20 protein-coding genes and 1 pseudogene are annotated in these 19,642 nt (G+C 49.0%); 5 read left to right on the top strand and 16 right to left on the bottom strand.

The features are described from left to right. Both L855_RS19470 and L855_RS19465 read left to right on the top strand, forming a co-directional pair. Positions 1 to 1,221 (top strand): annotated as a pseudogene (locus L855_RS19470) (2-isopropylmalate synthase); the annotation flags it as partial. Positions 1,222 to 1,396: 175 nt separating this feature from the next. Then, positions 1,397 to 1,855, top strand: a complete 459-nt coding sequence (locus L855_RS19465; RefSeq protein ID WP_159790603.1) for a hypothetical protein — start codon at positions 1,397 to 1,399, stop codon at positions 1,853 to 1,855. 243 nt (positions 1,856 to 2,098) lie between these two features. Here L855_RS19465 and L855_RS19460 read toward each other — a convergent pair whose 3' ends face one another. From L855_RS19460 to L855_RS19445, 4 genes are all read right to left on the bottom strand, one after another. Then, positions 2,099 to 2,347, bottom strand: a complete 249-nt coding sequence (locus L855_RS19460) for a DUF7219 family protein (RefSeq protein WP_219729959.1) — start codon at positions 2,345 to 2,347, stop codon at positions 2,099 to 2,101. Between the two features lie 107 nt (positions 2,348 to 2,454). After that, positions 2,455 to 2,850 (bottom strand): magnesium transporter, encoded by a 396-nt coding sequence (locus L855_RS22040; protein WP_246199158.1) that lies wholly within the window; start codon positions 2,848 to 2,850, stop codon positions 2,455 to 2,457. 5 nt (positions 2,851 to 2,855) lie between these two features. Further along, complete coding sequence (locus L855_RS22035) at positions 2,856 to 3,308, bottom strand: magnesium transporter MgtE N-terminal domain-containing protein (RefSeq protein WP_159790600.1); 453 nt, start codon at positions 3,306 to 3,308, stop codon at positions 2,856 to 2,858. A gap of 876 nt (positions 3,309 to 4,184) precedes the next feature. Then, positions 4,185 to 5,165, bottom strand: coding sequence for an NAD-dependent epimerase/dehydratase family protein (locus L855_RS19445; RefSeq protein WP_159790599.1), 981 nt, complete (start codon positions 5,163 to 5,165; stop codon positions 4,185 to 4,187). Between the two features lie 224 nt (positions 5,166 to 5,389). Between L855_RS19445 and pheA the strand changes: the two genes are divergently transcribed. Continuing rightward, positions 5,390 to 6,265, top strand: a complete 876-nt coding sequence (gene pheA, locus L855_RS19440; protein WP_159790598.1) for a prephenate dehydratase — start codon at positions 5,390 to 5,392, stop codon at positions 6,263 to 6,265. A 44-nt stretch (positions 6,266 to 6,309) separates the two neighbouring features. Here pheA and leuB read toward each other — a convergent pair whose 3' ends face one another. The 4 genes from leuB to L855_RS19420 all read right to left on the bottom strand — a co-directional run bounded on the left by leuB (position 6,310) and on the right by L855_RS19420 (position 8,444). After that, positions 6,310 to 7,395 (bottom strand): 3-isopropylmalate dehydrogenase, encoded by a 1,086-nt coding sequence (leuB, locus tag L855_RS19435; RefSeq protein WP_159790597.1) that lies wholly within the window; start codon positions 7,393 to 7,395, stop codon positions 6,310 to 6,312. A gap of 80 nt (positions 7,396 to 7,475) precedes the next feature. After that, positions 7,476 to 7,655 (bottom strand): hypothetical protein, encoded by a 180-nt coding sequence (locus tag L855_RS19430; protein ID WP_159790596.1) that lies wholly within the window; start codon positions 7,653 to 7,655, stop codon positions 7,476 to 7,478. A gap of 145 nt (positions 7,656 to 7,800) precedes the next feature. After that, complete coding sequence (locus tag L855_RS19425) at positions 7,801 to 7,980, bottom strand: hypothetical protein (protein ID WP_159790595.1); 180 nt, start codon at positions 7,978 to 7,980, stop codon at positions 7,801 to 7,803. 275 nt (positions 7,981 to 8,255) lie between these two features. Beyond that, on the bottom strand, positions 8,256 to 8,444 hold the full coding sequence (locus L855_RS19420) for a hypothetical protein (RefSeq protein WP_159790594.1): 189 nt from the start codon (positions 8,442 to 8,444) through the stop codon (positions 8,256 to 8,258). Positions 8,445 to 8,614: 170 nt separating this feature from the next. Between L855_RS19420 and L855_RS19415 the strand changes: the two genes are divergently transcribed. Then, the gene (locus tag L855_RS19415) at positions 8,615 to 9,184 is read left to right on the top strand and encodes a DUF2854 domain-containing protein (protein WP_159790593.1); all 570 of its coding nucleotides are present in this window, start codon (positions 8,615 to 8,617) and stop codon (positions 9,182 to 9,184) included. 6 nt (positions 9,185 to 9,190) lie between these two features. On the opposite strand, the gene L855_RS19410 is transcribed toward L855_RS19415, so the two are convergent. Then, positions 9,191 to 9,451, bottom strand: coding sequence for a CRR7 family NDH-1 assembly protein (locus L855_RS19410; RefSeq protein WP_159790592.1), 261 nt, complete (start codon positions 9,449 to 9,451; stop codon positions 9,191 to 9,193). Between the two features lie 100 nt (positions 9,452 to 9,551). Here L855_RS19410 and L855_RS19405 point away from each other — a divergent pair, with 100 nt between their 5' ends. Then, positions 9,552 to 9,851 (top strand): hypothetical protein, encoded by a 300-nt coding sequence (locus L855_RS19405; RefSeq protein WP_159790591.1) that lies wholly within the window; start codon positions 9,552 to 9,554, stop codon positions 9,849 to 9,851. Between the two features lie 180 nt (positions 9,852 to 10,031). Here L855_RS19405 and L855_RS19400 read toward each other — a convergent pair whose 3' ends face one another. From L855_RS19400 to L855_RS19370, 7 genes are all read right to left on the bottom strand, one after another. Continuing rightward, positions 10,032 to 11,501, bottom strand: a complete 1,470-nt coding sequence (locus L855_RS19400) for a Fic family protein (RefSeq protein ID WP_159790590.1) — start codon at positions 11,499 to 11,501, stop codon at positions 10,032 to 10,034. A 220-nt stretch (positions 11,502 to 11,721) separates the two neighbouring features. After that, positions 11,722 to 14,013 (bottom strand): dynamin family protein, encoded by a 2,292-nt coding sequence (locus L855_RS19395; RefSeq protein WP_159790589.1) that lies wholly within the window; start codon positions 14,011 to 14,013, stop codon positions 11,722 to 11,724. A 15-nt stretch (positions 14,014 to 14,028) separates the two neighbouring features. Further along, on the bottom strand, positions 14,029 to 14,349 hold the full coding sequence (locus L855_RS21525; protein ID WP_219729958.1) for a hypothetical protein: 321 nt from the start codon (positions 14,347 to 14,349) through the stop codon (positions 14,029 to 14,031). 362 nt (positions 14,350 to 14,711) lie between these two features. Further along, positions 14,712 to 17,144, bottom strand: coding sequence for a dynamin family protein (locus L855_RS19385; protein ID WP_159790587.1), 2,433 nt, complete (start codon positions 17,142 to 17,144; stop codon positions 14,712 to 14,714). Positions 17,145 to 17,416: 272 nt separating this feature from the next. Further along, the gene (locus L855_RS19380; RefSeq protein WP_219729957.1) at positions 17,417 to 18,001 is read right to left on the bottom strand and encodes a DUF4178 domain-containing protein; all 585 of its coding nucleotides are present in this window, start codon (positions 17,999 to 18,001) and stop codon (positions 17,417 to 17,419) included. Positions 18,002 to 18,031: 30 nt separating this feature from the next. Further along, positions 18,032 to 18,481: a spermine/spermidine synthase domain-containing protein gene (locus L855_RS19375; protein WP_246199539.1), complete on the bottom strand. Its 450-nt coding sequence runs from the start codon at positions 18,479 to 18,481 to the stop codon at positions 18,032 to 18,034. Continuing rightward, entirely contained in the window at positions 18,469 to 19,641 is a 1,173-nt protein-coding gene (locus L855_RS19370; protein WP_159790586.1) for an RNA-guided endonuclease InsQ/TnpB family protein, read from the bottom strand. Before L855_RS19370 ends, L855_RS19375 begins: the two co-directional genes overlap by 13 nt. Position 19,642: the final 1 nt, after the last annotated feature.

Raw genomic sequence — 19,642 nt, 5'->3', positions numbered from 1 at the left:
TTGGTGGCCTATGCTAAAACCTTCACCGATGATGTGGAGTTTTCCCCGGAAGATGCCGCCCGCAGTGACCCGGACTTTATGTATCAGGTCTTAGAGGCGGTGATTAATGCCGGGGCCACCACCGTCAATATCCCTGACACCGTCGGCTACACCACCCCGGGCGAATTTGGGGCCTTGATTCGTGGCATTGTTGAAAATGTCCGTAACATTGACCAGGCGGTGATTTCGGTTCACGGTCACAACGATTTGGGGTTAGCCGTGGCCAACTTCCTCGAAGCGGTGAAAAACGGGGCCCGTCAGTTGGAATGCACCATTAACGGCATTGGTGAACGGGCCGGAAATGCGGCCTTGGAAGAGTTGGTGATGGCGTTGCATGTCCGCCGTCAGTATTACAATCCCTTCCTGGGTCGTCCGGTGGAGTCGGAAGAGTCCCTGACGAATATCAACACCCGCGAGATTTACAAAACCTCTCGCTTGGTGTCGAACTTGACGGGGATGTTTGTGCAGCCCAATAAAGCCATTGTTGGGGCCAACGCCTTCGCCCATGAGTCGGGGATTCACCAGGACGGGGTTCTCAAGAACCGCATGACCTATGAGATTATGGATGCCCAATCCATCGGCCTGACCGACAATCAGATTGTCTTGGGCAAACATTCAGGACGTAATGCCTTCAAAACCCGGTTGAAGGAGTTGGGGTTTGAACTCTCGGAGACGGAGTTGAACAAGGCATTTTTGAAGTTCAAAACCTTCGCCGATCAGAAGAAGGAAATCACCGATTGGGATTTGGAGTCCATTGTCAACGACCAAATCCAGCAACCCCCCGAACTGTATAAGTTAGAGTTGGTGCAAGTCTCCTGTGGCGATCGCGCTCGTCCAACGGCGACGGTGAGTTTGCGGGGTCCCAATGGGGATGAGTTACTGGATGTGGCGTTAGGAACGGGGCCGGTGGATGCGGTGTATAAGGCCATTAACCGGATTGTGGATATCCCCAATGAGTTGATTGAATATACGGTGCATTCTGTGACGGCGGGGATTGATGCTCTCGGTGAGGTGACGGTTCGTTTACGCTATGAGGGACGGATTTTCTCAGGCCATGCAGCCAATACTGATGTGATTGTGGCGTCGGCTCATGCCTATGTCAATGCCCTCAATCGTCTCTATGAGGCCCTGCAAAATCCTCGGGTTATCTCCCAAGGAACGCCGGTAACCTCGCGAGTGTAGCATCTGTTGGGGGGGGAACCACAGAGTCACAGAGAACACGGAGAGGGGAGAAGAAGGTAAGCTAGGGTTAAGTTCCCCCTACTGCCTACTGCCTACTGCCTTTCTTCCCCCTCCCGAAACCTCTCCCGAGTCGTTGCGTCTATGGTTTAAGTTCCTCCTTACAGGTATTGATGTAATGAAATCTCTTGTTCAATCCCTCTGTGTTGGGGCGATGGCCGCTGGATTCTTGGGATTTGCTGGGGCGGCGATCGCCCAACCCCCGCAACCAGTGTCCCACAAGCAGGCCCAGCCCCCCGATCCCCAAACCCTATTCGCCCAGGCCCAACGACTCCCCATTTTTACTGGGGTCGATATGACCGAACAACAATTGGTGGTTCTACGACCCATTTTTGAGCAAACCCACGCTCGGATTAATCGGGTGTTAAGCCCCGAACAACAGCAGAAATTCCATCAAGCCTTAATTGAGGAAGGACGGCCCTTTCAAGAATCGGTTGATTTGATGGATTTGACCTCTCAGCAAGAGGCCCAACTGGACAATATCTTGAAAATGACGGGGTTACAGGTGGCACCGATTCTTACCCCGGAACAACGGGAGCAGATTCAGGTGAATATCGATACTCATTATTCCAACTAGCGTATTTCAACTGGAACGTTGAATGCCAAAGGGGGCGATCGCAGCTTGTGCATGGCGATCGCCCCCTTTATTTATGGACACATCAACAAGGACATTTGCAATTCGCGAAAATATAGCAATCGAAGATTGACTTAGGACTCTGAATTGGGAAAGACTTCCCCCCCCTATTGCCTGTTGCCTGTTGCCTTCTTTTGCCCAGTTTTTTGTCCGATTCAGACCAACTTTTGCTATAACTGTCCTTGCTTACCCTTGTCGATAATACTCGCGGCTACGCTCCAAATCTTGCCACATGACTTTCATGGTGTTGTAGCAGTCTTCCAGGGAAATTTTGCCCCCAGTTTCCAGGCTCGTTAGATACATGGCCTGTTGAGCGTACCGTTGCAGTTTAGCGTTAAAGACTTTATCGGCGATCGTGGGTTCAACCTTGCCAGAGGTTTTGGGATAGAGGAAGGTGTTGAGATTAGAGTTGCGATTAGGATTGAGATTAGACATACCATCATCAAGAATAAACAGCATTTACAAAAGCGAGAGAGGAAGCGGCAGGAGACGGACGAGGAGTCCATCCCCAAGCCGATTAAACAAGGGGGAGGGCCTCCTAACTACGCCGCCACTCCAATGAGCCAAGCCACTAAGGAGAAGTAAATCCACAGGCCTACAAAGTCTTTAATGGTCGTGATAAAGGGGTCAGCTCCCGGTGCATGGTCAAAACCGAGTTTCAGCATCACCCAAGGAAGTGAAGATCCTAAGATGGCCCCTAATGTGATCACACACCACAGAGAAATCCCCACAACAACGCCAATCATGGGTTCATCATTGGGCGCACCCTGCCAGAGATAGGCAATAAACCCAGCCGCCACTCCCAGAATCAAACCCATCATGGCTCCGATGCGAATTTCTCGGAACAAATAGGGTAAAAAGTTCTTGGTATCGATTTGGTTCCAAGCCAGGCCTCGAGCAAATACGGTGCTGGATTGGGTGCCTACATTTCCCCCCATATCCATTACGAGAAGGCTTCTTCCGCTGTGGCTTGGGAACGCACGACAATGTAGCGCGGACTCATAATCCGCCCGGCACTGCGTTCGGGATAGTTGAGTAGGGTGTTGACCGATTCGCGAGCCTCAGGATCTAATCCAGCAATCAGTCGCTTGGTGATTTTGGCCGGCAGTTCTTCAATCAGTTGCACTCGGTCATCTGGGTCCATGGCGGCCAGAAGTTGGATGGCTTCTGGGTTTTCCATGTCTTGAACCAGGTCTGCCTGTTGGTCTGGATGGAGATGTTCAAAAACTTCAATGGCCGGTTCTTTTTCGAGAAGGCGAAAGGCAAGAACGCGTTTACGGTAATCGATGTCTGATAGACAATGGGCCAGTTCAACAACGGGCAGGTTGTTGACGGTTTCTTTGGCAGAGCCGAAGGACGGCTCTTGCAAAATATCTTGCAATGCATTTGGGGACATTGGACTAGGCCTCCGGGCAAAAACTGGGTTGAATGGAAAAAATGACGCACAAGGCTGTGACTGATGGTTGCATCAGTCTTTCAGCACTATGGAGATACAGGAAAATAGACAGATCAGAGGGTGATTGATGGAGTTCAGTCCCGATAGCCGGAACTTCATCAATCAACTGATTGCCAATTGAAACTGAGCAATTGGAACTGAGTTAGAACACTCAGTTTGGATAATAAATTCTATAGCAAGTGAAGGTTCTCTTAGGACAATCTTTGTCGGAAAAGGGCAACCACAAGGGATTGCCCCTACGTAGTTTCTGTCCTATCCATCCCTGCTCTTGCTATAGAAACTGGGTTAAGGGTTTCTAGGCTCTTTATTCAGAACAACAATATTGGGAATATGTAAAACCCAGGATGCCGTCTTGATAAGCCTCCGAACCTTAATAAGGTCCGGATGATAAACACTTAAAATGACACTGTCTAAGCAAAAATACTTAGCAGCAAAACAAGGATTCCTTTACGGAACCGCATGTCGTCATGACCATGTCCAGTTCGGTCGGATGGTCCATCTCCTCTGCTCACGATCGCCCCTTGGCAGGCGATCAGAGATGGAGTCACACCCGGAACTGGGGGTTAGATCCAAATCGTTGAGAACCGCCTACTCAGGGACAGATAGCCGCAGCACTTGGGGAAATATGTCGCAATAATGACTACCGCCAGGGTCGTCCATTTCTGAGTAACACCTCATTCTAAAAATTGACAATGGGGCAACCGACAACAACCTATCTCAGGTTGTGAAGTTTAGCCCTTTAGGTTTTGAGAATCACTTTCACTGTGACCCTCTGACCTCTTTTGACATGGGGGGCAGCATCATGTCAAGATTCCATCAAGCAACCGGTTGTCGATGGGGAGAACGGAGGTAGGCGTAGAGTTGTTGCAACCACTCCCACTCATGCCTTAAGCCTTCTTGGAGAGAGACTTGGGGCTGATAGCTGAGGATTTGTTGTGCCTTCGAGACATCGGCACTGGTGTGGCGGGCATCTCCTTTCGAGCTTTCCATATAGTTGATAGGGATGGGCTTACCCACGATCTCTTCCATCATGGAGATGGTATCTCGGAGACTAATGCGACTGCCGCCACCGATGTTGAAGACTTCGCCAATGGCTCCTGGAGCCTCACTGGCAGCGAGGTTAGCAGCGACGATATCCTTGACAAAGGTGAAATCTCGCGTTTGCTGGCCATCGCCATAAACGGAGATGGGTTCATCATCTAAGGCGGCTTTCAGGAACTTATGGAAGGCCATGTCGGGACGTTGCCGGGGGCCATAGACGGTAAAGTAACGAAGTGACACGGTGGGAACACCATAGTTGACGTGATAGAGTCGGCAGAGATGTTCTGCGGCTAACTTGGTGACTCCATAGGGGGATACGGGCTGGGGTAGGGTATTTTCGGTGGTGGGGTAGGCGATCGCATTCCCATAGACGGAAGACGAGGAGGCATAGACGAACCGGCTCAGATTCGCTTCTTTTGCAGCTTCGAGCAGAAGTTGGGTGCTATTGATGTTTAACTCAGTATAGGTTTGGAAGCCATCGCCCCAACTGGCACGGACTCCAGCCTGAGCGGCTTGGTGGTAGACAACGTCAACCTCTTTGAATAGGGATGTCCAATCCAGATTGCGAATGTCATCTTGAATCAGTTGGAACCTAGGTTCGTTCAGAACAGAATCTAGATTGCGATGTTTAATGCGGGTGTCGTAATAGTCGGTGAAGCCGTCAATACCGATTACGTGGTGACCCTGTGCTAACAGAGTTTCGACTAGGGTTGAGCCAACAAATCCAGCGGCCCCCGTTACAATTACCTTTGACATAATTTTCCCAGCTCTGACTCCAAATCCTTATCTGTCCGTCTTAACCATATTAATACTTAATTGTCAAGCTTGATTTAGGTCCATCGCCAGGCAATTAATGTCTCTGATGCTTACTGCGTAAGGAGCTTGTCCGTATTTATGGGGTTGGACTCCTTCATCTCTCTTAACCGTAGTAATACGGATTTTTCAACTGTCAACCGTCAATTATCAACTGTCAACTGTTAATGTTAACCCTGGCTTACCTTGGTCCGACCGGAACCTATACAGAAGCTGCCGCTTTAGCTTATTGCAACTGGCTAGAGGAGACCTCCGGGCGCAAGGGCAAATTGGTCCCCCATCCTAGCATCTCTCAAACCCTCGACGCGCTCTTGCAGGGAACCTGTGATGTGGCAGTCATTCCCATTGAAAACTCCATTCAGGGCAGTGTCACGGTGAGTTTAGACAGCTTCTGGGAAAAAGAGCAGCTTCAGGTGCAACAGGCGTTGGTGTTGCCGATTCACCATGCGCTGATTTCTCGGGGGGCGGGGTTGGAGCAGATTACAACGGTGTATTCTCATCCCCAGGCCCTGGCCCAATGCCAACATTGGCTCGAAGAGCAATTGTCTCAAGTGACGCTCCATTCGACGAACTCCACCGCTGAGGCCTTGCAATATTTGCAGGATCCTCAGGTGGGGGCGATCGCCTCGGAACGGGCAGCCGAACTCTATGATTTACCGATTCTGGCTCATGGGATTAATGATCACCGGGATAACTGTACTCGTTTCTGGGTGGTGCGAGGCTCAAAAGATGGGATAGAGCTGCCTCAAGCCCCAGGGCCGGCTTATTTATCGTTGGCCTTTAGTTTGCCCCAAAATTCTCCGGGAGCCTTGCTTAACCCCCTACAGGTGCTGGCTAATTACGGGATTAACATGACTCGCATTGAGTCACGCCCGACGAAACGACTGCTGGGGGAATATCTCTTTTTTGTGGATGTGGATGCTCCCGAGGAGGAGGGGGTTCTCTCGGAGGCGATCGCCGCTCTCGGGAAGTACACTGAAATCCTTAAGATTTTCGGGAGTTATACGGTGTTGACGGTGGGGAACTCTCCATTGGAGGGCTAGAGGGGAAGGTTCATCAGTCTCTCTCCCCCTCTGAGTTGCCCCTTCTAGGCCTCTAGAGCGGCGAGGAGGACATCAGACATTTCTTGGCAGCCGACGAGCTTCATGCCGTCGGACATGATGTCTCCGGTGCGATAGTTCTGATCTAAGACGCTCATGACGGCTTTTTCCAGGCGATCGCTGGCTTCGGGTTGGTTGAGATCGTAGCGCAACATCATGGCGGCACTCAAGACTTGAGCGAGGGGGTTGGCTTTGTCTTGGCCGGCGATGTCGGGGGCGGAACCATGGACGGGTTCGTACACGCCAGGGCCATCGGCTCCTAAACTGGCGGAGGGCAACATGCCAATACTGCCAGTTAACATGGCGGCGGCGTCGGAGAGGATGTCCCCAAAGAGATTTCCGGTGACGATGGTATCGAACTGTTTGGGGGCCCGCACTAATTGCATGGCGGCGTTGTCCACGTAGAGATGGGAGAGTTCCACGTCGGGATAGTCGGCGGCTAAGGCGGTGATGCGATCGCGCCAAAGTTGGGAGACTTCTAAGACGTTGGCTTTATCCACGGAACAGAGTTTACCTCCCCGTTTTTGGGCGGTTTCAAAGGCCACTTTGCCAATGCGGTCAATTTCCGAGCTGGTGTAGGCCATGGTGTTCACCCCTCGCTGTTCGCCGCTTTCGGTTTCAAATACCCCTTTGGGTTCACCGAAATAGATGCCGCCGGTGAGTTCTCGAACCACCATAATATCGACACCTTCAACCACCTCTCGTTTCAGGGTTGAGGCATCGATGAGTTGGGGTAGGATGGTGGCGGGGCGTAGGTTGGCAAATAAGCCTAACCCCGCCCGTAGCCCCAGAAGTCCGGTTTCGGGGCGTTGGTGGCGGGGTAGGTTGTCCCATTTGTAACCGCCGATGGCGGCCAACATGACGGAATCACTATTACGGCAGAGTTTGAGGGTTTCTTCGGGAAGGGGGCTTCCTGTAGCATCGATGGCAGAACCGCCGATGAGGGCTTCTTGAAAGCTAAAGTCTAGGTCGAATTGTTTGCCGATGACCTTTAAGGCTTCGACGGCAACGGTGATGATTTCTGGGCCAATGCCGTCGCCGGGTAACAGAGTGATGCGATACTGCTGAGCCATAGGGAGTTGGGATTACTGCTTTGATAGAGTGGATAATCTTGGAGTCCATATCTTATCAAAGCCCTTGACACCTGAGATCGCTACGGCTTGGTTTGGGGTAAGGGGCAAACCTTGGGCTGGGCGGCAGGTGCAGACTGTTTAGCTTGTTCGAGTTGGGGATGGAGTAGCAGATTCCAAAAGATTTCATTGACAAAATAGCCAATTTGTGGCTCAGGCTTATAATTTTGTCCGAAGACCGGTAAAACTTTTTTCTGATACATGGTGTTGCCCTAAATGGAGGTTAACAAAAGGAGAATGGCATCTAGACGTTAACTTCAAGACGTTTGATCCCAATTACGGACATGACACACAATTATTAATATTGAGGTCAGTGGAGACTCGGGAGATTAGGAGTTGTCTGAAGGGTTAAACGGGAAAGATTTGCCAGGTTTCTAAGGGAACAGAGGTCTCTGGCGATACGTTTTGAGGTTCTCGACGTGCTAAGTTCAGGGGAATAGCGAGTTGAGCTTTCTGCTGAAGTAGGTTCGTAAAAAGAGCGGCGAGGGTTTCCATGGCAGTTGCAATCCAGATGACGATGGGGTTCAATAGCTTTAGTAAAGATGATTTTGCCAGGGAATTGTGGGGGAATTTCGACGCTATTTCAACTGTCACCTAGAAGATCGCCTCAGACGCAAGAAAATGAGGTGATTTTAGGGGACGATTGAGGAACTGACCCCACGCAGGGCGATCGCCGCCCTCGGAATGACTGGGTAACAGAAGCAGGGGGGAGCCATGGAAGACTCCCCCCTCGGGGTGAAATACTAAACGGGTATACTGAAGTAGTCTGTTAACGCAAAACCTGAAACAATCCCTGAACGACTCTAGGTATTGAGTTGTTCAGCATCGGGGAAGGTGCGCTTAAACTCCTCAATGAGGTCATCCATTTCCTCAAGAGCTTGGTTGACATCGATGCGCAGGGTTCCCAAGTCAGGGCGTTCAAGGAGATCGAGGAGAACCCCACGTTTACTTTCAATTTGCTCAATTTGGGAGCGGATGGTGGTTGTATCCATTCTGGGCTGTACCTTTAGCGATGCGTTTGCGTTGATATTGTAGCAAGGACAACGGAGTTGCGACGGCTCAGCCTGTCAGAGCTTGTTGGGAATTGGGGCAACAGTTGAAACGGAGGGCGGTTTTCAGGGACAATCTCAAGGCACTCTCATCGAGATCGGTTTTCTTCATTATGCCTGTTTTACCTGCTTTTTTGCGTCAAACCTCCCTGGCGGCGATCGCCCTGGTGGTGGGGTTGAGTCTGACGATTATTGGCTTTGGGGCCTATTTTTCCGGGAATGCAACCCTGAATCTGGCGGGGTTCTTCTATGGAATCCCGGTTTTGTTGATTGGTTTGGCCCTGAAGTCGGCGGAGTTGAAGCCGGCCCCGTTCACTCAACCGACGCCGCCAGAGGTGTTAGAACTGCGGGAGACGCAAGCAACGGAGACTCAGAATCAAGTTCGTATTGATGTCAACCGCTATCGCTATGCGGAACGGGCCCATCTGTTGGATGTGTTGGAATTTCTGAAACTCAGTCCCAATGATAAGGCGCGTCCGATTCTGGATGGGATTCGTGAGGAGGCGGTGGATGGGGCCTATGCCCTGATTTTGGAGTTTGACTCGCCGCTACTGCCGTTGAACCGCTGGCAGGAGAAACGGGAGGATATGGAAGCCTTTTTTGGTCCTGGGGTGCGGGTACAAGTCCAGGAACCGGAGGAGGGGTTTATTGATGTGGCGATTATTGCTCAGCCGAAGGGGTAATCCGCTTCATTTTTCCAGCCGGATGGCGTACCATTGCAGAAACTCCCCAGGGCCCATGTCGAGATCACAGGCGTTGTCCATGAGGTGACGGGTGCGATCGCCGAGGTTGTCGAATTTTTGCAAGTCTCGGGGGAGTTCTTCGGCGGGGCGATCGGCTAGAATTCCTTGGAGTTTCTCGAAGAGTTCCTCGGCGGTGAGGATTTGCTCAGTTTGGTTGGTTTCGAGGACGACAAAGTGATCTTCGGAGTAGAGAGAGGCGTGACCCATAGTAGTCTGGAAGGGGAAATTAGATGATCTTCTCTTACTGTAACCTTTGGTTGGGAGAGGGCAGGAGACAGGTTATGTTGCTGTTCGTGCATGAGGGTTGATGCGAGTCACGCTGCTGGAAGAGGGAGTTCTCTATGTGCATCGGGAGGATGTACCACCGTTTAAGAAGGGAGGTGCTGTTACCCGCAATACCTATTTTTGGGCGTTGAAGTCTATTGCCGATCGCGCTCCTCGGGGCAAGGATTGGGAGTTCGAGCGATCGGTCTGGATTGCTCTATGTCGGATGTTGCTGTCGTTTTCGGAGAGTGGTTATCTGGGGTTTCGTGAGACGGTGTTGGAGTTTCCCCTGGGGACTCGGATTCCTGATGAGTTGCGGGCCTGTTCGACGTTTGAGGGGTAGGGGTTGGATGGGGGGGGGTCGTCAGGAAAAGACCTTGATCAACTTGTTTGCATCTGCGCGATCGCCGTCCTGAGTTGGCGTAGGTGATCGCTCACTTCTAGGTTCAATTCCCGAGGTTGCAACGCCGCTGGAAGTTCTGAGAGTAACGCCGGATTGCCTCAATGGATGAAACCCCTTAGCTTACAAGCTGGCATTCCAATACTCTAAACCCGTAAGAATTACCTCTTCTAACCAGGTTTCAAATCGAGCTAGGACTCGATCACCCTCGTCAGCGTAGGAAAACTGGAACAGCGAATCTGTCAAGGTTTGAATGTTATTAATCGTACTTTCCCCACTATCCCCATTATCTTTATGATAGGCACAGGCTGAACAAACCAGTAACCCCCGATACTCATGTCCGAGAACGTGGAAAGATAGTAAAATAATCGTCGTTGAGGATTCTAAGTTTATCACCAACTGAAGCCAACGATGATAGTCGCGCAGATTGGCAAAATAGCCAACTTGCTTTGCAGTTTCAACAATCTGATAGCGGTGATAATGAGATTTACTCCCATCGGGGGGAGACTCAATCATAAAAACTTGAGATTCATCGATGACTCCCTGCAATGAGAGTTTGATGTCGGTCATTATCCCTTGAAGTCGTTCTGATGCAAGCTTAACTAATTCCTCGGCATAGGTTTCCACACGCTGACAACGAACTTGAATGGAATGAGAGCGATTTTGCTTGAGTTTTTCAGCAATTGAATCAATCACAACTTGAGTTCGTCTGGCTTCTGACAAAATTTGTTCCGATAAGCCCAAACTCCGAATAAAGGCTTGCTTTTGGCTTTTGGAAAACAAGTTAACTAACCCAGATAAATCGTCATGATCCGCTTGTTCGGATGCTTGAATATAAGCCGTGCGATCGTCACGAGTTAAGACCAGCGGAAACCATCCTGCTTGAATAAACACGAGACTCGCTAGACATCTTGCAACTCGACCATTACCATCCTGGAACGGATGAATTTGAGTGAAGCGGTGGTGAAGCCAAGCCGCCTCGATTTCGGGAGGAACTTGATTGTCTTGATGCTGGTGATGGAGTGCTACTAATCGATCCATCTCTGAGGAAACTTGTTCCGGGGGACAGTAGTTATAGACAGAACCATCGCGTCTGATGGGATTTTTAGGTCGTTGTTTCCAGTTCCCACGAATTAGAGGAATCGTGATAATCTCTTGGGTTGAGGGGATAATAGCTTCTGTACTCTGTTGATTTTGGGTTAAGACTTGGTGAAGTTGTTTGATGTAAAATGTTGATAGATTGCGCTGTTTACCTACAAAGTCAAATAATCCTTCGACAGCCGCTTCCTGGTCTTGAATTAAGGCGACAACGTGTTTAACGGGTCTATCTGTGGCTCCATGGGGAATGAGCGACTCGTTAATACCTTGCTCAATCAGTAAACGAGTAATTCCTCTATCTAAGCTATACAAACGCTCGATAATTCCTGTTTCAATGGCAATTTCTCGGCGTAGTTTTTCCATGAATTTCTTGAATTCACCAGATTGTTGCAACCGCTCGGCTTGTTCATTCCAAACTCTAGCTAAGGGTGGCAATTCTGTATTAGCCAAATCTTGCCAACTCTCGGGCAAATCTTGAATTGGGTTCCAGAGCATATCCACTGTTTTAAGTTTAGTAGGGGTGACAAATTTTTTGCCCCTACTTTAGCACATTCAACGCTGACGGGTCTTCAGCAAAACCATGGTTTCTCGTAACTTGGCTCTAGCGTTATCTTTGGGGAGGCTCTATCTCCCGATTGCAGGCGGCAGAGCCGCCACAGTCCGTGTCACGGCTGGAGCCGTGACACGAGGAAAGGGGTAGGGGTTGGATGGGGGGTTAGTCAGGAAAAGACCCTGATACACTTGTTTGCATATGAGCGATCGCCGTCCCGAGTTGGCGTAGGCGATCGCTCACTTCTAGGTTCAATTCCCGAGGTTGCAACGCTGCTGGAAGTTCTGAGAGTAACGCCGAATTGCCTCGATACCATTCATTCATGGCCACACCATCCCAGGCCCCTTTGAGGTCTCGGAATTTGTCTAGTAATCCCTGGAGTTCTTGCAGAGCATAGGATTCTAAACTAGCTGCATTAAAGACGGCAATTTGCAAGTATTCTTCAAAAATCTTAATATCTGTTTCAACTTCAAAAATTACCTCATCTTCGGGATTTTTAAACTCGTCAAAGGCTTCAATGAGGCTCGTGATTTCTCGGACTCCTAAGACTTCCTGGCGTAAGGCACTATCGAGGAGGAGTTGAAAGCCATAATTGGCATAGCGTTTTAAAACTCGAAGTGCCGGTTCGTCGCCACTATAATAATTATCTAAAATTTCAATATCAACCCCGAGATTTTTGATAATACTGCGGCGGGTGTCACTCTTAACGGGACTGCGAATTAAGGCATCGGCAACGGGACGCGCGAAGCGTAAATACAAGACTCTCAGGCTATGCTGTAGTTTTTCGAGGTAATAGTCCGAGTTTTCAATCAGGCGAGATTCCACTTGCGAACTTCCCCAAAGCTGTTGGGTCATGTAGGCCATTAAGATGGCACATTGTTCTTGTAATTCGATCGCCAATTGGTCGGCGATCGCATCTAAATGCTGTTTAACATCGTTATATAAATCCTCTCGCCAGACAATGTTGGCCTTAGTACGGTCAAACACTGGGTTAGAATTGGCTGCAAAAATACGGTCTCGTTTCTCAAGAGTGGTCTGCCGCAAATGCTGCATTTCGCTCTCTAAGACTTGTAGATAGCGTTGTCTGAGTTTTTTTAAGCTTTCGGCGGCGTTGAAATGTAGCGTTGAGTCGTTCGCTGGGGAGGTGGCGCGGTAAAAGTCTTGTAAATCGGCTTTGATTTGCTCCCATTTTTTAGACCACCATTGGGTGAACTCAATCCGTCGCGCTTCTTCTTCTCGTTGTTTGGCTTCTTCGGGATTTTCGGGGTAGCGTTGATGGACGAGATGATAAATGTCTTTGGCGGTGTTAAAGGTTGTCTGGAGGGAGGCTTCGCAGCGTTTTTGTAATACGGAAACTCGTTCGGTGTTGATGTAGGCCTCAATTCTGGTTTTGATTTCGGGAATCCCGGTGGCCTGTTGGCTTAACTCCTCCAGGCTGTGGCTGTGGGTGAGGCTTTCGAGGCGCGATCGCACCGCCTGGGGGGAACCGACTTCTGATTGAGTTTGGCGATTGGCCAGGCTATTTAACACCAGATAGGCTCCCGCTGACCCTGCCACGATACGATGTTTGGGTAAGTTGGCCCGTTTGTGCCAGTCGGCGGCGGCTTCCTCAATATGGGTTTGCAAGGCTTCGGCACTTCCGAGGCTATCAATATGACTGAGAAAGACAAACAGTTTCTCGGCAATTTTGATGTTTTTATCTCCCTGTTCGGTAAATTGGATGATTTCGAGTTCTGCTTCTCGGATACTACGAAAGCGTTGAATGACAATCACCGCATCGCAATCGGCAAGAATCGCCTGTGCTTCATCTACGTGTTTGGCTAAGCCGGAGTCGGAACCGGGAACGTCATAAAAGACAATTCCATCGGCTTGGGCCAGTTGATTGGTGTAAAGTCGCGCCTCTAAGACAGCATAGGCGTAGCGATCGTTGGCGACATAGTGCTGGAGAGGTTCCCGGATATCTTCGAGACGGGTAAAGGGAACAGTTAAGTCCCCACCCCGTCGAACTTCTGCCAAGGTTTGCCGATTCGCATCAATGGTTTTGAGATCTTCTTTGGCGTCGCTTTGTTCCAACTCTTGCAAAAATGTCTCGAATTGTTCCTGGCTACGGACTTTGATTTCTAGCCGTTGTTCGGCTTCACTGGCCACCGAGTAAATTTGTGTGGTGGTGAAGGTGCAACGTCCCCCTTTGGCGGGAAGTAAGTCACATTGCAGCCAAGCATTGATGAAGGTGCTTTTTCCCGCTTTCTCTAAGCCAACGACGGCAATGCGAAATTCGCCTTTTTTGAGGCGATCGCGTTGTCGTCGGGTTGGTTCCACCTCTTGCTGTAATTGTTCTCTCAAGTCTCTGGGAACTTCCGCCTGGGGTAAGTTCGCCAGGTTGAGCGCGTGCTGAGAGAGCGTCAGCGCGTCATCGAGACGGCTGGTGTAGTAAGAGGAGGCGGTTTTCCAATCCATAGAAAATGAGGGAGGTTAGATGCGGTTAAAATGCTCTCGGCCGGATAGGTTGGCGAGAAGCTTGCACTCCTGAATTACGGGAGTTTCTGTCTGGGGTAAGCGTTTTTTCAGTCCATAACAACTGGAGTTGCCAATCATGTTTCCTCCATCTTCAATTTGAATGCGAATGTAAACATCTCGTTCACTGTCGGGAAGAATTGGCTCTGAGGTAGTTTGCAAGTCCTGTTCAAGAGAGTCTAAATCTCTCGATGGAAGACAACAGAAATAGGCGCAATTGTCAATCAGGTGACAGATTTCCTCTCGGGTTAACGTTTGCGGAGGAGTCAGATGGCTCACTAGCCGTGCTGGAACGATTAAACACAATTCGGCCGTGATGCGTGGCTGGTCATAAGTCGTTTGACGATTAATTGAATCGCTGCTCCCACTCGGTTGATTTGAGTCTCTTGAATAATTATAGTCACTATCTTTAGATGGATTTTGGTAATTTTTTTGGTTGGATCTATCATCTTTTTTTTGAGAAGATTCTGGGTTAAATAAGTTTAGTAAAAAAGATTCTCCGACCTTGAACATTGATTTAATGCGAGATTCAGCAAGTTCTTGAAAATTATCAAGATGATTTTTATCGCCGTCTCTTGGTGGTTTGGGTTGACGTGATTTGTCGTTTTGAGGCCGCATTTGGTGATTCTCCTATTTCAACATTAATTATCTTCAGCATCAATTATATCACTTAAACTTAAGCAAGATAATTCATGACTAAGCGTTGCAACTTGTTTTTGAAGGAGCTGCAAATTGGTTTCGTCTTGCTGCTGGTTTTCCTGAACATTTTTGTGCGCCTCATCTAACCTAGACTTATATCGATCCAGAATCTCGCGATTGACCTCCGCCACGTTGGCGTTCAGAGAGTTGACTTGTTCCAGAAGCCAGTGACCTGTTCGCTCAACAATTTCCATGTGCGCGATTCCAACCTGATTGTCCCAATCACTTAACATCTCTTCAGCACTAGGGATTTTACCATTATCAACCCTACGCTTCCGATATCGGGTTTCATACCGGACTGCTTTCCACAGCCATAATGTCCACCAAAGTCGTCCCTCTTTCTTAACTTTGTAGGCTTCTTGTTCTTCTGTGGTGGTAATGGGAAATCCGGATTTGAGGTTGACTGGGGGACTTTCGCGACTGATATCAATTTGAGCGAGGCGATGCTTGGGAAAGTTGATTCCATAATCCGGTGCAATATTATGACACCCGTTCTCCATCTCATCTAAATAGTGTGTAAATAGACAAGATAAGGCAGTATACACACGCCCTGACTCTAGGGTGTAGGTTTGCTTGATCACATCCTCCAGGACACGACTCAAGGAAACACTGAGCTGATTGAGAGATTTATTGATGGCTCGTAGGTTTTCTTTGTCTGAATCTGATTTGGCTTTTTTTATTCCTCCTTTTCGAGCCAAAGAACCCCCATAACCAACAGTATTTAGGGTTTTTAAATTTTTTTCAAGAGCCTTTTTATGGGTATAGTTAACTAAATTAAATACCGGTCCTTCTAGCTTGACCAACTGATTTTCCAGAGAACTTGCAACGGACTCCAAAACTTTGTTAACATCACGCCTGAGTTCACGAGTCCATCCCTTAAGGGGAATGAGGGGCTCAACTAAACCGCTATACCTTGGGATAGACCCAAGTTTCTCGGGAAGCGTCTCTAGGGGATCAATAACATCACTCTCGCCCCCAGGGGTCTGGTTGTCCCCCAACCTTTCCTTTAACTTTCTCTCTAATTCCTCAAAAGGGCGTCGGATTTCTTTCGCCCCCTCATCCAGAAACTTCTCAAGGGCATGACGAATATGTTTAAGACGTTCGACCTCTTGCTCATATTTCTCCTTAGAACTCTGCAAGAGCGCCTGGAGGGTTTGTTGTGACCACTCAATGACCGCATTTGCCCCGTCTTCCTTAAACTGAGCCATCAGTTCTTCAAGCACAAGCTGGGGGAAATTTCCAGCAATATGTCTTTTCAAGGCTTCGTCGAACTCCCCACCGTGGGATTCATGCCATAATTTCCGGGACACGCGATCGCGATCATGCTCCGTCCACTTTCCCGGGTTACGGGGTAAATCATACAGAATTTCATCACCAATCAAGCTATTGAATTTTTGGTCCGCTGTTTGACAAGCCTGATTACTGACCGAGCGATCCTGATCTTGAATTTGAAGACTCAGCAGAGCCGCTAGAGTGCTGAGTTTTATCACCCAGATATCATCAATCTGCTGCTGATATTCCGGTAAATAACGTTTCAGACCCTGTTTAATAGAATCCACAGTCCCGGTTGTAAAGCGAGCTTCCGACTCGGGCCAGGTCTTATCATCCCGAAACACATCAATTCGATTGAGAATGAAAAGCATTCGACTTGGAGAGCCACCGAGTTTTTTGACTTCAGCCACTACCTCCTCTAACAAGGTCTTGATTTTTTGCTGATCGGTTTCTGCACTATTGTAGGTGACCAAACATAAGGCTTTCCCCGATTGCTGTTGGATAATCTTACGGTTGGCTTCGTCCCCCACCGAGGCTAAGCCGGGCAAATCCATGAGTTTAATCTTGGCACCTAGAGGCAGTTGAAGCTCAGAGGCGATGCGAAAGGGATAGCGGATATAAAATTGAGGCGAAGACAAGTCCGGTTGAAGTTCACGAGTGTCAATAAACTTCAACATCACATCATACAGGCGAGTCTGAAACTCTGAATCGCTCAAACCTCGCCATTCTCCCCAGTCCCAGGTAGCGTCTGGAGTCTGGTGGATGACCAAGAGCCTCTCAGGGCCATGTTCAATGGTAACGATGCCTGCACTCATCTCGCTGACGGCGACGGGCATAATTTCGGCACCGCAGAGGAAATTCACCAGACTACTTTTGCCGCTACTGGTGGTTCCGGTGGTGGCCAGGGTGAGGGTGGGGTGACTCAGGTCGTGGAGTAGCCTCTGTAACGCCGCGTCGAGGCCGTCCGAGAGAGTCTGAATCTCCTCGTGATAGCTCTCGGGTAAGTATTGTTCCATGTCAGTCCGAAACTTGCCCCAAGATTGGACGAGATGCTTAGCTCGGGTTTTCACCTCGGTGAAGATGGTGGTGACGGTTTGAGTCATGATTCAGTTGAGTCCTCTGGGTTAAGGGGAGGCGTTACGCCATCAACGGTTCCGTAGCGATGAGTCTGGCGACTGGGGGATATGGATGTCCGCTTGAGGTCAGAGGTTAGCTGATGGGTCTTCAGGACATGGCCGATTATACCCTCAAACGGTGGGAGTCATTCTGTAACTACTATGACATAAATCTAATCAGGAAACAACGGCGAATTCAGAATCTGTAACACTGACGCTCCCGTGGATTCAACATCTTTTGACTCACTCCATCAGGGCTTCTACTCATATACCCGCTGGCCATCTCCGGGTAACAACAGAAGTTCTGAGGGACGAATAATTGTTCCCACGGTGACTTCAATATCACCATCCCAATCCTCAATAGTCAGCACCTGATATCCGGGTCCTTGATAATCGAAATAGTGACATCGTTTGCTGCTGCGATTTAAGGTCATTCCCTGACGGGACATCGTGGCTTCCCCAGATTCGACACAGCGGTAATGATTCCCCTCAAACTGTAAGTGCTTGGGGGGAGTCCCCGTGATTTCTAAGTCGTCGGTGGGAGTCAGCCAAGTCACTTGAACTTGGTCGTCTTCTTCCACTCCTAGCCAACGGATGCGATCGCCATCCTGTAAGAGATATTCCTGCCACTGATAGCCCTTATCATCATAAACTAGCATCCCCTGCACGACCCAATCCTCTCCCATATATTCGACAATGTCGCCAATTTGCAGAGTAAAAATGCTACGCTCTAATGGCACAAGTTGTGGGGAGTGGCTAACCGGCTTTAGTTGTTGTTGACGAATCACAAAGATGGCAGATGCAACTAATACAACAACCACAAAAATCCAAACAAACGTCAACATTATTTAGCCCTCAAACAACAGCGATTTCTTCTAAGACTCAAATCCATCCCAACGGTTATGGGTTTGATACTCAACAATAGCCGGGCGAGACAGACGATTCACCTCCACATCCGAAAACTGAATATCTGCCGGTAAATCAAATAAATGCGCTAACAAAGGCAGCGTTAAAAAGCGCGTCTGCACCGGCAACATCCAGGTTTCTGGATGAATCGCCTCACGACTGGCTAAGACAAACCCCCAGGGGCCAAAACTGGGAACTTGAACCGTATAAGGATGCACCGAAAGTCCCACCGACTCCAACGTCGCCGCAATACAGGCCATCACCCGAGGGGCAAAAAAGGAACTAGAGGCTTGAGTCACCAATACTCCATCGCTGGCGAGACGGGGTAAGAGACGGCGATAAAAGCCTTCTGCATAAAGTTTCGGTGAACTACCGCTATTGAATCGGAGATTACAATAGCGGCTTCCTACCCAACAGATTGCCCAACCGTAGATTTCTTACGTCCTCTACGGTTAGGTCTTACATCTGGACAATAGGCTTGGCCCCGCGTCCCGCAGGTCAAGAGTCGTAGTCCCTCTTCTTTGAGGTTGATGGCTGCATTGAGATCTCGATCATGACTCGTCCCACAGTTAGAACAAGTCCAGTTTCTGATCTCAAGCGGCAGGCTATCGATTTGATTCAAGCAAACGTTGCAGGTTTTAGAGGAGGGGAAGAATCTATCAACTTCAATATAGATCTTCCCTTCCTGCTCGGCTTTGTACTTTAGCATGGTCAAAAACATTCCCCAACCGACTTGGCTGATTGCCTTAGCCAGGTTGGGGTTCTTGACCATGCCTTTGACGTTGAGGTTTTCCACACAGATGACTTGGTTTTCGTCAACTATCCTACGCGATAGCTTGTGCAGAAAATCCTCCCGACAACGTGCTACCTTGTTATGCACCCTAGCGACTTTCTTTCGCGCTTTATTGCGGTTGTTAGAGCCTTTCTGTTTTCTCGATAAGTCTTGCTGCTTACGTTTCAGGTTACGCTCATGTTTAGCCATCCATCTTGGGTTATCAAATTTAGACCCATCGGACGTTACAGCAAAATGATTTAATCCAAGGTCTACGCCGACGGCTTTTCCCTCGGTGGATGAGTCTGGATTGGGTTTTCCATCTTCAAAGAGAATCGAAGCAAAATACTGGTCACAGCGATTTTTGGTAACGGTGACGGTTTTTACCTCACCCTCTATTGGTCGATGAACAACCGCTTTAACTTCCCCAATTTTCGGTAGCTTCAAGGCGTTCTCCAGCACCTTGACATTTTGAGGATATTGGATGGATTGTTTACCGTGTTTAGACTTGAATCGCGGATACCTAGCCCGTTTCTCGAAGAAGTTATTAAAAGCGGTTCCCAGGTTAATACAAATTTGTTGAAGGCATTGTGAATAGGCCAGCTTCAACCACTCATGCTCTTGTTTGAGTCTGGGAATCTTTTTCTTAATGTCGTAACTAGATAGTCCCTTCCCAGTCTCCTGGTAGGTTTGATTCATCAAGTTCAGACTATAGTTCCACAGCCATCTGCAATTGCCGAAGGATTGCTCCAGCGATGGCTTCTGCTGATTATTTGGGTAGAGTCTGATTTTGACGACTTTAAGCATC

Source organism: Sodalinema gerasimenkoae IPPAS B-353 (genome assembly GCF_009846485.1).
Taxonomy (GTDB): domain Bacteria; phylum Cyanobacteriota; class Cyanobacteriia; order Cyanobacteriales; family Geitlerinemataceae; genus Sodalinema; species Sodalinema gerasimenkoae.
Note: the sequence above shows the minus strand (reverse complement) of the source record. Positions and strands in the feature narration are given on the sequence as shown.

Coding starts and splice junctions, on each gene's coding strand:
- L855_RS19445 (WP_159790599.1), bottom strand. CDS start 5,165: ATGTCAAAGGTAATTGTAACGGGGGCCGCTGGATTTGTTGGCTCAACC.
- pheA (WP_159790598.1), top strand. CDS start 5,390: ATGTTAACCCTGGCTTACCTTGGTCCGACCGGAACCTATACAGAAGCT.
- L855_RS19415 (WP_159790593.1), top strand. CDS start 8,615: ATGCCTGTTTTACCTGCTTTTTTGCGTCAAACCTCCCTGGCGGCGATC.
- L855_RS19420 (WP_159790594.1), bottom strand. CDS start 8,444: ATGGATACAACCACCATCCGCTCCCAAATTGAGCAAATTGAAAGTAAA.
- L855_RS19385 (WP_159790587.1), bottom strand. CDS start 17,144: ATGACTCAAACCGTCACCACCATCTTCACCGAGGTGAAAACCCGAGCT.
- L855_RS19395 (WP_159790589.1), bottom strand. CDS start 14,013: ATGGATTGGAAAACCGCCTCCTCTTACTACACCAGCCGTCTCGATGAC.
- L855_RS22040 (WP_246199158.1), bottom strand. CDS start 2,850: ATGGGGGGAAATGTAGGCACCCAATCCAGCACCGTATTTGCTCGAGGC.
- L855_RS22035 (WP_159790600.1), bottom strand. CDS start 3,308: ATGTCCCCAAATGCATTGCAAGATATTTTGCAAGAGCCGTCCTTCGGC.
- L855_RS19410 (WP_159790592.1), bottom strand. CDS start 9,451: ATGGGTCACGCCTCTCTCTACTCCGAAGATCACTTTGTCGTCCTCGAA.
- L855_RS19465 (WP_159790603.1), top strand. CDS start 1,397: ATGAAATCTCTTGTTCAATCCCTCTGTGTTGGGGCGATGGCCGCTGGA.
- leuB (WP_159790597.1), bottom strand. CDS start 7,395: ATGGCTCAGCAGTATCGCATCACTCTGTTACCCGGCGACGGCATTGGC.
- L855_RS19370 (WP_159790586.1), bottom strand. CDS start 19,641: ATGCTTAAAGTCGTCAAAATCAGACTCTACCCAAATAATCAGCAGAAG.
- L855_RS19400 (WP_159790590.1), bottom strand. CDS start 11,501: ATGCTCTGGAACCCAATTCAAGATTTGCCCGAGAGTTGGCAAGATTTG.
- L855_RS19405 (WP_159790591.1), top strand. CDS start 9,552: ATGCGAGTCACGCTGCTGGAAGAGGGAGTTCTCTATGTGCATCGGGAG.
- L855_RS19460 (WP_219729959.1), bottom strand. CDS start 2,347: ATGTCTAATCTCAATCCTAATCGCAACTCTAATCTCAACACCTTCCTC.
- L855_RS19430 (WP_159790596.1), bottom strand. CDS start 7,655: ATGTATCAGAAAAAAGTTTTACCGGTCTTCGGACAAAATTATAAGCCT.
- L855_RS19380 (WP_219729957.1), bottom strand. CDS start 18,001: ATGTTGACGTTTGTTTGGATTTTTGTGGTTGTTGTATTAGTTGCATCT.